Origin of the sequence: Sphingomonas lycopersici (genome assembly GCF_026130605.1) — a bacterium.
GTDB lineage: Bacteria > Pseudomonadota > Alphaproteobacteria > Sphingomonadales > Sphingomonadaceae > Sphingomonas > Sphingomonas lycopersici.
Genome location: NZ_JANFAU010000003.1, coordinates 345,723 through 359,451, shown reverse-complemented (window position 1 = coordinate 359,451; position 13,729 = coordinate 345,723). Strand labels below are relative to the sequence as shown.

At 63.7% G+C, this 13,729-nt stretch carries 16 protein-coding genes and 1 pseudogene; 9 read left to right on the top strand and 8 right to left on the bottom strand.

The window, feature by feature from the left end; all coding sequences use genetic code 11:
- Window positions 1-63 precede the first annotated feature (63 nt).
- Entirely contained in the window at window positions 64-213 is a 150-nt protein-coding gene (locus NED98_RS08375; protein WP_265312597.1) for a DUF736 domain-containing protein, read from the top strand.
- 49 nt (window positions 214-262) lie between these two features.
- On the opposite strand, the gene NED98_RS08370 is transcribed toward NED98_RS08375, so the two are convergent.
- Together NED98_RS08370 and NED98_RS08365 are read right to left on the bottom strand one after the other, a co-directional pair.
- A complete protein-coding gene (locus NED98_RS08370; RefSeq protein WP_265312596.1) occupies window positions 263-733 on the bottom strand; it encodes a DoxX family protein in 471 nt (156 codons plus the stop codon).
- Window positions 734-790: 57 nt separating this feature from the next.
- Entirely contained in the window at window positions 791-1,075 is a 285-nt protein-coding gene (locus tag NED98_RS08365) for a BufA1 family periplasmic bufferin-type metallophore (RefSeq protein WP_265312595.1), read from the bottom strand.
- A 213-nt stretch (window positions 1,076-1,288) separates the two neighbouring features.
- Here NED98_RS08365 and NED98_RS08360 point away from each other — a divergent pair, with 213 nt between their 5' ends.
- From NED98_RS08360 to NED98_RS08340, 5 genes are all read left to right on the top strand, one after another.
- Window positions 1,289-1,828 (top strand): sigma-70 family RNA polymerase sigma factor, encoded by a 540-nt coding sequence (locus NED98_RS08360; RefSeq protein ID WP_265312594.1) that lies wholly within the window; start codon window positions 1,289-1,291, stop codon window positions 1,826-1,828.
- Entirely contained in the window at window positions 1,825-2,466 is a 642-nt protein-coding gene (locus tag NED98_RS08355; protein ID WP_265312593.1) for a DUF1109 domain-containing protein, read from the top strand. Before NED98_RS08360 ends, NED98_RS08355 begins: the two co-directional genes overlap by 4 nt.
- A 104-nt stretch (window positions 2,467-2,570) precedes the next feature.
- Window positions 2,571-2,834 carry a BufA2 family periplasmic bufferin-type metallophore gene (bufA2, locus tag NED98_RS08350; RefSeq protein WP_265312592.1) on the top strand — a complete coding sequence of 88 codons (264 nt, stop codon included), beginning with the start codon at window positions 2,571-2,573 and terminating at the stop codon, window positions 2,832-2,834.
- Between the two features lie 57 nt (window positions 2,835-2,891).
- Window positions 2,892-3,725, top strand: a complete 834-nt coding sequence (bufB, locus tag NED98_RS08345; protein ID WP_265312591.1) for an MNIO family bufferin maturase — start codon at window positions 2,892-2,894, stop codon at window positions 3,723-3,725.
- Window positions 3,722-4,471, top strand: coding sequence for an HvfC/BufC N-terminal domain-containing protein (locus tag NED98_RS08340; protein ID WP_265312590.1), 750 nt, complete (start codon window positions 3,722-3,724; stop codon window positions 4,469-4,471). The genes bufB and NED98_RS08340 overlap by 4 nt, the downstream gene beginning before the upstream one ends.
- Window positions 4,472-4,762: 291 nt before the next feature.
- On the opposite strand, the gene NED98_RS08335 is transcribed toward NED98_RS08340, so the two are convergent.
- From NED98_RS08335 to NED98_RS08310, 6 genes are all read right to left on the bottom strand, one after another.
- Window positions 4,763-5,335, bottom strand: a complete 573-nt coding sequence (locus NED98_RS08335; RefSeq protein ID WP_265312589.1) for a tyrosine-type recombinase/integrase — start codon at window positions 5,333-5,335, stop codon at window positions 4,763-4,765.
- Window positions 5,336-5,373: 38 nt separating this feature from the next.
- On the bottom strand, window positions 5,374-6,258 hold the full coding sequence (gene bla / locus NED98_RS08330) for a class A beta-lactamase (protein WP_265312588.1): 885 nt from the start codon (window positions 6,256-6,258) through the stop codon (window positions 5,374-5,376).
- A gap of 122 nt (window positions 6,259-6,380) precedes the next feature.
- Window positions 6,381-6,818, bottom strand: a complete 438-nt coding sequence (locus NED98_RS08325; RefSeq protein ID WP_265312587.1) for an acetyltransferase — start codon at window positions 6,816-6,818, stop codon at window positions 6,381-6,383.
- Between the two features lie 84 nt (window positions 6,819-6,902).
- Window positions 6,903-7,277, bottom strand: a complete 375-nt coding sequence (locus NED98_RS08320) for a hypothetical protein (protein WP_265312586.1) — start codon at window positions 7,275-7,277, stop codon at window positions 6,903-6,905.
- A 190-nt stretch (window positions 7,278-7,467) separates the two neighbouring features.
- Window positions 7,468-8,889 carry an amidase family protein gene (locus tag NED98_RS08315; protein ID WP_265312585.1) on the bottom strand — a complete coding sequence of 474 codons (1,422 nt, stop codon included), beginning with the start codon at window positions 8,887-8,889 and terminating at the stop codon, window positions 7,468-7,470.
- Window positions 8,886-10,295: an MFS transporter gene (locus tag NED98_RS08310; RefSeq protein WP_265312584.1), complete on the bottom strand. Its 1,410-nt coding sequence runs from the start codon at window positions 10,293-10,295 to the stop codon at window positions 8,886-8,888. Before NED98_RS08310 ends, NED98_RS08315 begins: the two co-directional genes overlap by 4 nt.
- Window positions 10,296-10,467: 172 nt before the next feature.
- Between NED98_RS08310 and NED98_RS08305 the strand changes: the two genes are divergently transcribed.
- From NED98_RS08305 to NED98_RS08295, 3 genes and pseudogenes are all read left to right on the top strand, one after another.
- Window positions 10,468-11,337, top strand: coding sequence for an alpha/beta hydrolase (locus NED98_RS08305; RefSeq protein ID WP_265312583.1), 870 nt, complete (start codon window positions 10,468-10,470; stop codon window positions 11,335-11,337).
- An 18-nt stretch (window positions 11,338-11,355) separates the two neighbouring features.
- Window positions 11,356-11,841, top strand: a pseudogene (locus NED98_RS23390) (TonB-dependent receptor plug domain-containing protein); the annotation flags it as partial.
- A 111-nt stretch (window positions 11,842-11,952) separates the two neighbouring features.
- Entirely contained in the window at window positions 11,953-13,665 is a 1,713-nt protein-coding gene (locus NED98_RS08295; RefSeq protein ID WP_265312819.1) for a TonB-dependent receptor, read from the top strand.
- The last annotated feature ends 64 nt before the right edge of the window (window positions 13,666-13,729 follow it).

Here is a 13,729-nt window from a genome sequence, read left to right as displayed (position 1 = left end):
CTCCGGTCCTTCGCTCGCGCCTGTCGCCCGAACGGTTCTGGCGCGCATCAAAGGAGACGTGCAATGCCTGTCATCGGTTATGTCACCCGCAACAACGGCGACTTCAAGGGCCAGATCCGGACGCTCTCGATCCGCACCGACGTCGAGATCGTACCCAATCGTTCGAAGGCGCACGAAAGCCAGCTCTGCGTCACGAGACAAGTCGCAAGATAGGATGCCAGCGGAAACCCGATCGAAGCGGCCCGCGGCTCCGACCGCGGTTTCAGGCGTGAGCGAATCGTGCCGCTGGATGCAGCAGCCGCGCGATGCCCCGATCCAATGACCAGGCGCCGCCACCCCGGAAGATCAATGGCAGGAGGACTGCGGCCCAGCTGAGATGAGTCGGCCATGCATCGGGATAGACGAAGATCTCGATCGTCAGCGTCATCATGAACAGCGCCAGCGCCGAAAGGCGAGTGGCGACGCCGAGTACGAGCAGGATCGAAAAGACATGTTCGGACCAGGTCGCGGCGACTGCCGCAATGGTCGGCGGCACCAGCGGCAGCGCATATTCGGTGCGGAACAGCTCGTAGGTGCTGTCGGTGATATGGATGATACCGTCGACCTTGGTGCGACCCGACATGAAGAAAACGCCCGCGATGCCGAGCCGCGCAACGAGCAATAGAAGGGCATCGGGCACCAACGCCGACGCGCGGCTGATCACGCGGTCGTAAAGGGCGATGAGCTGTTCCATCGGAAGTCTCCGTGAACGGCCAGCCGGCGCCTTGACGGCCCCGGCTGCGCGCGATTGTCAGGCCTTGGGGCTCAGCGAGCCGGGGCCTTTGGGGGTCTTGATCGTGGTGCAGGTGCCGGCCTTGACCAGCTTCCAGGCATTGCCCTGATAGTCGACCTTCGAGGTGCCGGCGCAGCTCGTCCCCGCGCCCGCCTTGCAGTCGTTCTTGCCCGCTTTGGCGACGCCGTAGCATTTTTCCATTGCGGGCTTGGTCTGCGCGGAGGCGGAAGCCGCAGCGGCAAGCGCGGTGCCGGCAACCGCCATCGCGAGGGTGGCCGCGATCGTCGCGTGAGTCTTGTGCATCGGAGTGGTCCTTCGTGTCTGGGCCTCTGGCGCGCGGCCCGGATCCGTGGGATGCCAGGGCCGCGCGGTGACCCGGGTAGGAGGCGGTTGCACCGGATCATGACGGCAATTCGGCCGGCGCCGAGCAACGGTTACACATCGACCTCAAATAAATTTCGTCACCGGCTGTAACCTTTCGGCCGGCTACGCCGAACTCTCCCGTGAGGAGCGCGAATGAAGGCGAACGAGGACGAGTTGCGCCAACTGATGATCAGTGGCCTCGACGGCAATGCTGCCGACCATGCAGCGCTGTTGCGCCACCTGGTCCCCTTGCTGCGCGGCTTTTATCGACGCCGGGCGAACGGTTCGGAGGACGACATCGAAGATCTGGTGCAGGAAACGCTCATCGCCGTGCATACCCGCCGGGCGAGCTATGACCGCGATCGGCTATTCACCGCCTGGCTGTTTGCGGTCGCACGTTACAAGATGATCGACCATTTCCGCCGTAATCGCCGCCTCCAGCCGATCGAGGGACTGGAGGAAATCCTGATCGTCGAAGGGTTCGAGGACGCATCCGGCGCCCGGCTCGATGTTGATGATCTGCTCGAAACCCTGCCGGTCAAACAGGCGCGGATGATCCGCGCGACGCGGATCGAGGGAATGAGCGTCGCCGAAGCAGCCACCGCTGACGGGATTGGCGAATCCGATGTGAAGATCTCGGTCCATCGCGGCCTCAAGACCTTGATGGCGCGCTTTCAGGGAGGCGGTCGATGAACACCGAGGACCTGATCACCAAACTCTCCGCCGACGTGCCGAAAGTGCGTCGTCATGCCGTCGGCTGGCGGCTCGCAATCGGCCTGTTGCTGGGTGCATTGGTCGCAAGCGCAGCGGTCGTATCGATGCTCGGCATCCGGCCCGACCTTCATGTCGCGATGCGCGGCTTCGCCTTCTGGATAAAATGGACCTACACGATCTCGCTGTCGGCCGTGGCGCTGGCCGTAACCGCGCAACTTGCACGGCCCGACAGCGGCAGCGTGCGCTGGGTCTGGCTGCTTGCCGTTCCGGTTACGCTCCTTGCCGGTGCCGGCGTCATCGAGCTGGTTCGAACGCCCCCTGCTAAGTGGCTCGCCATGTGGCTCGGGCATAGCTGGATGGTCTGCCCGTGGATCGTGCTCGGCCTCGCCATGCCGATCTTCATCGGCCTGCTCTGGTCGTTCCGACGATTGGCGCCGACAAGGCTGCGCGCCGCCGGTGCTGCAGCGGGCCTCTCGGCCGGCGCCTTTGCCGCCACGGTGTATTGCGTGCATTGCCCGGAGGTCTCGGCGATCTTCGTGCTGACCTGGTATTCGCTCGGCATCCTGCTCGCCGCTTCGCTCGGGGCCTTGCTCGGACCCCGGCTGCTGCGCTGGTAATTTTTCGTGGCGTACGCGCTTTTTTCTCGGGCGATGTAACCGGGCGGGCGACGGCAGCGAACTAGGGTGGCCAACCAGGCAGAACCCTTCTCACGGAGCTATTTATGACCGTTATCCGCACTACCGCCAGCATCGCCGCCGCCGCCGCAGTCGTCGCCATTTCCGCTGCCGCGCCGACCGCCGCGATCGCAAAAGGGGCGGCGGCAAAGGTCCATTGCTACGGCGTCAATACCTGCAAGGGCCAGTCGGACTGCAAGACCGCGAAGAACGACTGCAAGGGCCAGAATTCGTGCAAGGGCCAGGGCTTCAAGGAACTGACCGCCAAGGCCTGTGCGGCGGCGGGCGGCAGCGAGACCGCGCCGAACTGATCCTCCTACCGGCCCGGCGCGCTCGTGTCGGGCCGGCTCCCCTGCAGGAGCGAAGCAATGACCATTGCTCCCTTTTCCGGCTTCGGGCTCGGGCTACGCAAGCCGTATTATGCCGAGTTTCTGGACACCCCCATCGCGGTCGATTTCGTCGAGGTAATCTCGGAGAATTTCATGGTTGATGGTGGCCGGCCGCGCCACATCCTGCGCGATGTCAGGGCGCGCTATCCGGTCGCCTTGCATGGCGTGTCGATGTCGGTCGGATCGGCCGACGGCGTCGATGGCGCCTATCTCGCGCGCCTGCGCGCGCTGATCGACGAGATCGATCCGCTGTTCGTCTCCGATCATCTGAGCTGGTCGCGGATCGAAGGCTTCAACTCGCACGATCTGCTGCCTCTCCCCTATACGGAGGAAGCGCTCGACCTCGTCTGCGCGAATATTGCGCGGGCGCAGGACGCGCTGGGCCGCGAAATGCTGATCGAGAACCCGTCAACCTATATCGATTTCGCCTCCGCCGACATGACCGAATGGCAGTTTCTCGATGCCATGTGTGGCCGCACGGGCTGCGGACTGCTGCTTGACGTCAACAATGTGTTCGTCAGTGCGACCAACCACGGCTTCGATCCGATCGCCTATCTCGATGGCGTGCCGCATGATCGCGTGCGGCAGATCCACCTTGCCGGGCACAGCCGGGGAGCCGAGATGCTGATCGATACGCATGATCGGCCGGTGCCCGCTTCGGTCTGGAACCTCTATGCTTACGTCATGCCGAAGCTCGGGCCGGTCGCGGCGATGATCGAACGCGACGACGATATTCCCCCGCTCGCCGAGTTGCTCGCCGAACTCGGCACCGCGCGGACGATCGCGCGTGGCGCGCTGCGAGAAGCGGCATGAGCCTGATCGAGCTTCAGCGCGATATGCGCGCGTGGCTGACCTCAGAGGACGCAGTCGCCGCTGCGCGTTTCGGCGAAGCGGCCGCGCCGGGCCTGCGCGTCTATCAGAACAATTATCGGGCACAGCTCGCGGCGTGCCTGGAAGAGAGCTTCGAGCACACGCGCGACTGGATCGGCGGCGAGGCTTTTCATCGGGCGGTGGTCGCGCATGTCGATCGCCTGCCGCCAAGCAGTTGGACCCTCGACGCTTATGCGCGCGATTTTCCCGCGACGCTGGAAATCCTTTATCTCGCCGACCCCGAGGTAGCCGAGCTTGGCTGGCTCGAAATGGCGCTCGGGGAGGCATTCGTCGCGACCGATGCCGACGCGGTTTCAGCCGGCGAACTCGGTGACGTCGATTGGGACCGTGCCACGCTGCGGATCACGCCGACGCTCGATCTCGGCAGCCTGACGACGAACGCTCCCGCGATCTGGTCGGCGCTCGCGACCGGCGAGGTGCCGCCCGCGGTCGAGTTCTTGCCCGAGCCCGGCGCTATCCTCGTCTGGCGACATGGCGATGTCGCGCAATTTCGCGCCATCGATCAATATGAGCATCAGGCGCTGCTCTCGGTGCGCGCCGGCATGTCCTTCGCGAAATTGTGCGACCTGATGGTCGAGGCGTTTGGCCAGGAGATTGGGATCGCGCGCGCTGGCGGGATGCTGGGCCAATGGCTTGCCGATGGTCTGGTCGTCGGGATTGCGACATAAGACAGGGGCCGGTCTTGGAAAGGCGCTGCTGGCCGCTCAACGGCAGGAATTGGGGCGCATCGGTCCGTCCGGTGCCAGCGGCAGACTCCCTGCCAACGAAAGGGCATGAGGTGGGTGGGAAGCGATCATTGACCAGGGGCCTTTTCTGCCGACGATTCCGACATGCGGACGCTCTCACCGAGCAAACGCAGCATCTGATGGAATGGCTTCCCCGGCGTACACCCCGGAAACACATAACCATCGGGCCGGGGCTTTGTCATGGCTGCCTGTTCCCGGAGGATTTCCATGCAGCTATCGGTAAGGGGAATGCGATGTTCCCCGGCCAGATTTGATGCGATTGCCCGGGATCGTCCAGACCCGATCGATGAGGTTGAACTTACGCCAGGTGGCAAGCCGCGTCTCCGCCGTCCTGGTCGCGCATAGGATGATCATCTGCAGCGCCCGCGCCGCGATAGCGGAGCGTGCCGCCAGACGCTCATAGAACTTCGGCAGATCCTGGTAGGGGACGGCAGGATGATGCCTGACCGCATATTTACGCTTCTGCCTTGGCAGCAGGTGGAGGAAGTCGCCTCGCCATCGGGCTGGGTTCTCCCACGGGCCGATAATGAGCTTTGTCGCCCTGGCCGCATCGAGGATGGTTTCAATGCGCCCGCGCAAAATCCCGGCGGTCGGCGATATGGTCAGCCAGATCGGCTGCACCGCGGCCAGCACGTCATCGGTTGTGATCGCATCGATGGGCATGTCCAGCAGATTGGTCGCGTGGTTTTCGACCGACGCCCACCAATGCTTATGATGCTTGATGGCTCGCCACCCGTCTCTGTGGCTCTCGATATAAGCGTTCGAGCAACGCGCCGTCAGTGCCATGGATACGATAAGCCGATACCTCTGATGAGCCCGCTCGATCAGGCGCTTCCCGTGACGATACGCGCTACGTCAGCCAAAACGGCTTCCTGATCCGCCACGGCACCATGCGCTATGCTGAGATATGCCGCGACAACGATCGGCCGACGGCCGGGCGGAAAGATCACTCCGACATCGTTGGTCGCTATGCCTTCCCACGTCCCCGGCTTGTTCGCAATCAGCCACCCCGTCGGCAAACCCCGCCGCAGGCGTAGCGCTGCCGCGTCCCTAGATGCCGTCATCCATTCGGTCAGGCGCGCCCGCGACGCTGGCGAAAGGGCGGAGCCGAGCAAGATGTGTCGCAGCGTGGCAACCATGGCCCTGGGCGACGTCGTGTCGTGCACTTCTCCCGGCTTGACGATGTTGAGGGCCAGTTCGGTCCTGTCGACGCGGGTCGTCTGGTCTCCGATCGAGCGTAGATAGGTGGTCAGCGCGGAAGGTCCGCCGAAGCCGGCCAGCAAGAGATTTGCGGCGGTGCTGTCGCTGACAATTGCTGCGGCTTCGCAAAGTTGCTGGACGGTCATGCCATCAGCGATGTGCGGCCTGGTTGCCTTGAAGGGCGTCACCAGATCCTTCTCACTGAAATAAACTCTCCGATCCAGCTTTTCCTCCCCGCGGTCAACGCGAGCCAGTGTGAAAGCGATCGCCAAAGTCTTGAACGTACTGCACAGAGCGAAGCGTTCATCGAGACGACGCCCAACCACCTCACCGGTCGCGGTGTTCAGGACGGCGACACCCAGCCGCCCGCCACTGCGGATTTCAAGCGCCTTGAGCTGGGTTTCGACAATGGCTCGGCGACTATTTGCCCGCGTTGAAGCCGCAAACAGCCATGGCAGCGCCGTAAAGGAAGCGAGACATATTCTGCGTCTCGTTATCATCATGGACATGCGGTCTTTCTTTCAGGAACGATGTCTGCTTGCACCGCATGCGATGCCCTGCGGTGGTTGCCGACGTTGCATCAGAAACTGGCGATCAAAGAAGCGCAAATCCTCGAGGCGCGAGGCCGAGATCATTCGTCGTGCCGCAAATGAATGAGCGGATAGGGCCTGCCTTGATCATCGACGGGCGAACGGCCGGTGCGTTTGAACCCCATTTTCTCATAGAAGCCGACTGCCTGGCTATTTTGTTCATTGACGTCGGTCGTCATCTTCGGATGAAGCTTCAGCCCATGGCGCACGAGCGCGGCACCGACACCAGTCCCCCGAAAGAAGGGATCGACGAAGAGCGCCTCCATATGGCCGCTGTCGATGAGCATAAAGGCCAGCGGGTAATCATTGGCATCTACTGCCAGCCACGGCCGCGCCTGAGGCAGAAAGCTGCACACCATCTCATCAAGCGCGAGACGATCCTCGGGCAAGAGGAAGTCATGCGTCGCCTCAACCGCGCCACGCCAAATTTCGATGACACGGATGCCTTCGTCGGGGCGGGAATGTCTGATTGTAATCACTGCGGTATCGTCTCACGTTTTAATTCGTTGTCGGCTTGCCGAAGGAATATACGCGCGATGCCGACAACGCATACGGCTGCGGTGCTATTCACTCGGGCTGAAGCGGGTGAGCCGATAGGCCGCCCAGGTGCCAATCAGCGCCAATGGAATCACGCTGACAAAAACTCCAACGGAGGTCGCCCGCGCGCTCTCCGCGTTCATCCCGTGAGAGAAGCCCGCAAGGTTTGCTGCGGTTCCGGCGATTGCTGCCCCTGCGGCGGAGCCCCTCTGGCGGACGGTGGTGATCGCGGCGGAGCCAATAGCGCGATCCTCCTCCATCAGTGCCCCCAGCAAGCGTCGGCTCATGAAGCTCCACGAGAAGCCGAACGCGGCGCCCATAAGCGCACCGCCCAGCAGTACCCAGCCCAGCCACCCCTCGGCAAGTGTCAGCGGCAGGATGAGCAGGCTCGCGGTCAGCATGAGCGCCCCCCAGCGGATCCATCGGGCCTCCCATCTACCGCTTACATGCGCCACGGCAGGAGCCTTCCCCCATACGCGGATTCCGCAGTGTGAATCGGCATCGGATTGGACGCGGGTCGACGCAAACGGGTCCACGAATTCAATGACCAATGGGGGATGAAATCGGAATCCGATTCACAGATGAGATCGGTCACTCTTGGCAAACCCAGATGGGCGGCGTTCTCTGCCCCCATTCAATCGCTGCTTCCAGTTGATATGCCAGGCGAAGCAGCAAGGTCTCACCGCCCGGCTTTGTCGCGAATTGAATACCGACAGGCAAGCCGTTGTCGCTGAAGCCCAAAGGCAGGCTGATCGAAGGGGTGCCGGCGAAATTGTCGATCCAGCAATAGCCGGCATAATCGATCAGATGGTCGCGCGTGGCGTCCCACGATGTTTCGGGCCCAAACACCCCGATGCGGACGATCTCGGTGCTGAAGGTCGGTGTCATCCAGATATCGATGGCATCAAACCGTTCAAGATAAAGCGCTACATTCTTCTCCATCTGTTGCAATGCGCCAGCGTATCGCTCATCGTCGATATGTCGTCCCGCGGCGACAAGGGTGGCCGAGCGATATTCCAGATCCGCAAGCTCGATCGGGCGGCCGATCAAGGCCGCCATGTCATTGATGCTGCGAACGAACCGGCCCTCGGCGATATCGTTCAGCGCGCCGATGGCGCGCGGGCCGTCGAAGGGCAGCGAGCCGTCGGCAACGCGATGCCCAAGCCGGCCGAGGAGATCGATCGTGTCGGCGAAGACGCGCCCGACGCTTGCATCCGGCGCTGCGCCGGTGCGCATGACCGCGCTATAGGCCTGGATCGAAAGCCTCGTGTCGATCGGCGCTGTGACCATAGGCGCGGGAGCGAAGGCTGCATCGGGGCTGCGTGTCTGCGTCGCATCGAACCAGGCGGCCGTGTCGCGAACGGTGCGGCTGACGCATCCGTTCACGCCCAGGTCGCTAATCGCTCTCATCGCCACGTCGCCGAAATTTCGTCCCCGCGATGGCTTGAGGCCGACGAGACCGCAGGGCGCCGCGCCATGCCGGATGGAGCCGAGCCCATCGCTGGCGTGCGCGATCGGAACCACGCCCGCCGCCACCGCCGCGGCGGCGCCGCCCGACGAGCCGCCCGGTGCGTAATCGCGGTTCCAGGGATTGCGCGTCGCGCCGACAAGCGGCGATTCGGTCACCACGTTGAGGCCCAGTTCGGGCATCGTTGTCCGGGCGATCGAGATCGGGCCGGCGTTGGCGATCGCCTGGGTATAGGGCGAGTCCTCGCGGGCAATATGGTCGCGCAGCGCTGCGGACCCCCAGCTCGCAGGCACGCCCTTTTCCATGATCGCGTCCTTGATCATCGTCGGAATGCCTGCGAGCGGCCCCGTGCGTGTGACGGCCGCCTCGGCGCGTGCGCGCTCAAAGTTCGGCCAGGCGATCAGGTTGAGTTGCGGATTCACCGCCTCGGCCCGTTCGATGGCGCGCTCAACCAGCGCCGTGGACGTGGTGAGACCCGCTTCCAGCGTTTCGCGCATGCCGGTCATGTCGTCTGCTCTGCCGGTGGAAGCGTTGCGGCTTGTCATGCTTGATCTCCGGGAAATAGCGACCGGACGGCCCGGGCAGTAACGGCAAAGTGCCGCGGTGCGAGTGAAATGAGGATCGCGGCAAGGATCAGCGACGGCACACTGACGATCGCGATCGAATAGAGCATTCCGCGCGTCCCGCCGATCAGCCCGGAGACCGTTCCGACCGCGAGCGGCGAGACGGCGAGGGCAAGCGCATTCACGATGCCAAGCAGCGCGAGCACGCGTGACCGCAGATGCTCCGGCGCAAGATCCTGGATGATCCCCGGCATCAGCGCCGAGCCGGCAATCCCCATCGCGCCCTGAAGCGCAGCGATGGCATAGGCCTGGAACGGCGAGCTCGCCAATGGCAGAAATGCCGCCGGCAGTGGCGCGATCCATATGAAGAGACTTGCGGCCCGGAGCGGTGACCAGCCCGGGATACGTTCCCCGAGCTTCAATGCGATGCCGGGAAGGAACACCCCGATCAGGGTGGCGATGGTGACCGCGGTGCCCAGGCCGACGCCGACCGTCGCGGGGACGACTCCAAAGGCGCGGGGCAGGGCAAGCGGGAACCAGTTCAGCGCCGCGGTCATCGCGACGGCCATCGCGAATATCGATCCGAAAATGCAGGCGAGCGTGCGACCATGCGCGCGCGCATAGGGCAGGAAGGCGAGTATCGGTTCGCCGCCGCCCGCGCGAGTGGCCCGGGCGGGAGCCGCATGCTGCGACAGCGGCATGGTTGCAACGAGAAGGAAGAACAGCGGACCGGGGAGCGCGAGTGCCATCATGGCAATGCGCCAGTTGTCGAGGCTTGCGAGCCCAGAGGGCAGGCTGGGCGAAGCCGCGAGCCATTCGAGCATCGCGCCGCCGAGCGCCACGCCGAGGCCGGCACCGAACAGAGTGCCCCCGTAGAAGATCAGGTTGGCGGCGTGACGTTTTCGCTCGGAAAAAAGGTCGGGAATGAGGGCGTATACGATCGGCGCCAACCCGGCTTCGCCGATCGCTATTCCCACCGTTCCCAAAAACAGTCCGCCAAAACTGTCCTGAAACACGCAGAAGAATGTTGCGGCTGACCATATCGCGACGCCGATCGCGAGGATCAGGCGGCGGCCGAAGCGGTCCGCAAGCCATCCCATCGGATAGCTCGCGGCACATGCGAAAACCGCCATGCCGAGACCCTGTAACATTCCCAGCTGAAGGTCGGTGAAGCCGAGCGATGTTTGCAGTGACGGCGCGATCAGGCTGAGCATCTGCCGCACCACTACCCCGAGCAATGACGTCATCATCAAAACGCCGAGGCCATACCAGGCCAGCATCATTGCACCGCGCGACTCGTCCGCGGCGTGCTGGTCGATTGCGGGACTTTCGGTTTGCGAAGGGGTGAGGGGAGGGTGCGTCGCGATGCTCTTTGTTCCGCTTGTCATTCGCGCCTCCCTTGCCGCCATTTTTCGCCATCGACCGGCATCGGCAATCGAAGATATAAACAAGTTGACTTTATTGTAAAGTGAGCGGATGAAGCGGCATGGTCGGGCGGGCGGCGTGGCAAGCCCCTCGAACCTCGCGGCCAAAAAAAGGCGCGCGTAGAGGAGCGGAAAGATGGAATTTTCGGTACGGGCATCGCTCGAGCAATTTACGCTTGTGCATCCCGCGGGCGGAGCGCCAATCACGATCAGCGTAGCGGCGCCCGCGGTACCGCCGGATGCGAATGTGCCGATACTCTTCGTCGTCGACGGCGATCTCGTCTTCGGGATGGCCGCCGAGATTGCGCGTGCCATGTCGAGCGTCGGAGCCGTGCCGGCCCATTATGTCGTCGGCATCGGATATGACGCCGACTACGCCGCTTTTCTTAAGTTGCGAACCGCCGATCTGACGCCGCCGCTGGCGGCAGCGGCCCGCGAAGCTATGGGCGCGTTCGGTACGATGATCGGCAGCGAACGCAACGGCGGAGCCGATGGCTTTCTGGCCTTTCTCGTCGATATGGTGATGCCCGAACTGGCGGCGCGCCATCCGCGAACGGTGGGCGGTGCGCATATCCTGTTCGGCCATTCGCTGGGCGGGCTTTTCGCAGCGAATGCGCTGCTGACCAGACCGGCCAGCTTCTCTGCCTATGTCATCAGCAGCCCGTCGCTGTGGTGGGACGGATTTTCGATCCTGCAGAAACTGCCGGCCTTTGCCGGTCGGCTGGCGGCGCTGCCCCGGCAACCGCGGATCTTTGTCGATGTCGGTGGCAAGGAACAGGATGTGCCGACCCATGTGCCGCCCGAATTGGGTGCAACGCTTGAGGCGGTGCAGGCGCAAATTCTGGCGTGCCGGATGGTCGACGCGGCGGTGGAGTTCGCCGACGCACTGGCGGCTGCCGGCGCTTCGGGCCTGCGGCGGGTCGTGTTTGCCGAGGATGACCACATGTCGGTGGTGCCCGCCGCGCTTCTTCACGGCGCCCGCTTTGCGCTGGGGCGCGAAGGCTGAACGACAATAACGATAGAAATGGGGGGATATATGCGGCGTTTCAAAACCATATTTGCAGGAACGGCCCTTGCCATCGTCATGGCGTCGCCCGGCGCGGCCCGGGCGCAATCCGCGGGCGCCCCCGCCCCCGAAGCGGGGCGCGACCTTGGCAACGACGAGATCGTTGTGACGGCGCAAAAGCGAGAAGAGCGGCTGATCGACGTGCCGTCCGCGGTTACCGCGATCGGCGGCGGGGTGCTGACCGAACGCAATTTAACGCGGATCGAGGAAATCGCTGCGCACACGCCGGGCCTCAGCGTCAGCCAGACCGGGGTCGGCGTGCAGCTCACCCTGCGTGGGCTCAATGCGAGCGGGCAGGGGGCGACGACGGCGGTCCTCGTCGATGATGTTCCGCTGACATCGGCATCTTCCTATCAACAGACGACGACGCCCAATTTCGACACCTATGATCTTCAGCGGATCGAGGTGCTGCGCGGGCCGCAAGGGACATTATACGGCGCCTCGGCACTCGGCGGGCTCGTGAAATATGTCACCAAAGCCCCCAATCTGACGCGCGTCGAGGGGCGCGGGCAAGTCGAGGTCGACGCTGTCCGCGGCGGCCAGATCGGCGCGGCGGTGCGCGGCGTGGTCAATATCCCGATCACCGAAGACACCGTCGCCATCCGCGTATCGGGTCTTTTCGAACGCCTGCCGGGCTATATCGACAACAATTTGCGCGGCGACCGCAACGCTAATGGCGGCGAGCGCTATGGCATTCGCGGCTCGCTATTGTGGCAGGCCAGTCCCGATTTCAGCGTGCGGCTCGCTGCGATCTGGCAGCGCGACGATCTGGACGCCACGCCAACCGTCGAGCTCGTCGGGGCGATGCTGACGCCAACTCATCCGCCCGCTGATGCTACAGCAATCGCCCATGGCGGCGATCTGCAGCGCAATTCGCGCATCGCCGAGCCGGTGAAGCGCGACGCGCAAATCTATAGCGCGACGCTGAACTATAATGCTGGCCCGGTCGCTATCACGAGCGTGACCAGCCTTGCCCGAACGCGCGTCAATATGGTGCTCGACGTCAGCTATGAAAGCGCGGCGCCCGGCGTGACTTTCGGGGATTTCGTCGGTCCGCTCTATGGCCAGCCGATCTCGATCCGAAGTGGCAATCTCGCGTCTGTGCGCCGGTTCAACCAGGAAATCCGGATCGCGTCGGTACCCGGCAACGGCCCTTTCGACTATCTTGTCGGCCTTTTCTACGCCGATGAGAAAAGCCGTGTCACCCAGGTTTTCGATATCCTGTCGGTGGCACAGCCGGCGCAGGTGCTGACGGCGCCGTTTCCGGGTGGCGCGCTCGATATTCCGGCGAGCTATGAAGAGCTGGCAGGGTTCGGCCAGCTGACCTGGCATGTCGCGCCCAATGTCGAAGCGACCGCCGGCGCGCGTTATTCGCGCAACTGGCAACAGTCCCAGGCGACGAAGCTATTTGGCTTCGCCACGCAGTTGACCGGCGACGTCACCGATCCGCTGTCGAAAGTCAGCGACGGCAAGGCGACCTGGTCGGGCGCCATTAGCTGGCATCCGGTTGAACGGGTCAATTTGTACGCCCGTGTCGCAACCGGTTATCGTCCCGGCGGTCCGAACGCGATCCCGTCGGTCGCGTCGCCGGGATATTTGACGCGCTATAAGCCCGATACGACGGTAAATTACGAGCTGGGTGCAAAAGGTGAACTCTTCGATCGACGCCTCGCGTTCGATGTGTCGCTATTCACGATCGATTGGTCCGACATCCAGATTCCTACGATATCGATCAATCCCGACACTGGCGTCCCGCAGAACTTTACCGCCAATGGCGGCAAGGCGCGCAGTCGCGGCGCGGAATATGCTTTGCGGCTTTCCGCAACGTCGCAGCTATCCTTGTCGGTATCGGGCTCGTTGGTCGACGCCGACCTGCGCGCCGACGCGCCGACGATCGGCGGCGTCCGCGGCGACCAACTGCCCTATGTGCCCAGGTTCTCCAACACGGTGAGCGTCGATTACCGCGCGCCCGTCGGCGACGACGCTAAGATCTTTGCCGGTATCGACTGGGCCTATGTCGGCGCGCGCTATTCGAACTTCGCCGCGACGCCGGTGCACACGATCCACCAGCGGTTGCCCGACTATCACAGCGTCAACTTGCGCGGCGGGGTTGATTTCGGCCGCTTTCAGCTCGACGCCTTTGTGACCAATGTCGGTGATTCGAGGGGGCTTTATTCCTATCTCAGTGGCGCGGGCGCCAATGCGACCGGTACGGGGGTGATCCAGCAGCCGCGAACATTCGGGTTGCGCTTCGGAGCCGAATTTTGAGGTCGCCTGGGCAGAAGCCGAGGCCGAGCGGCCCCGCTTGCCGGTCGCAAGCGAGGCGCGAGCA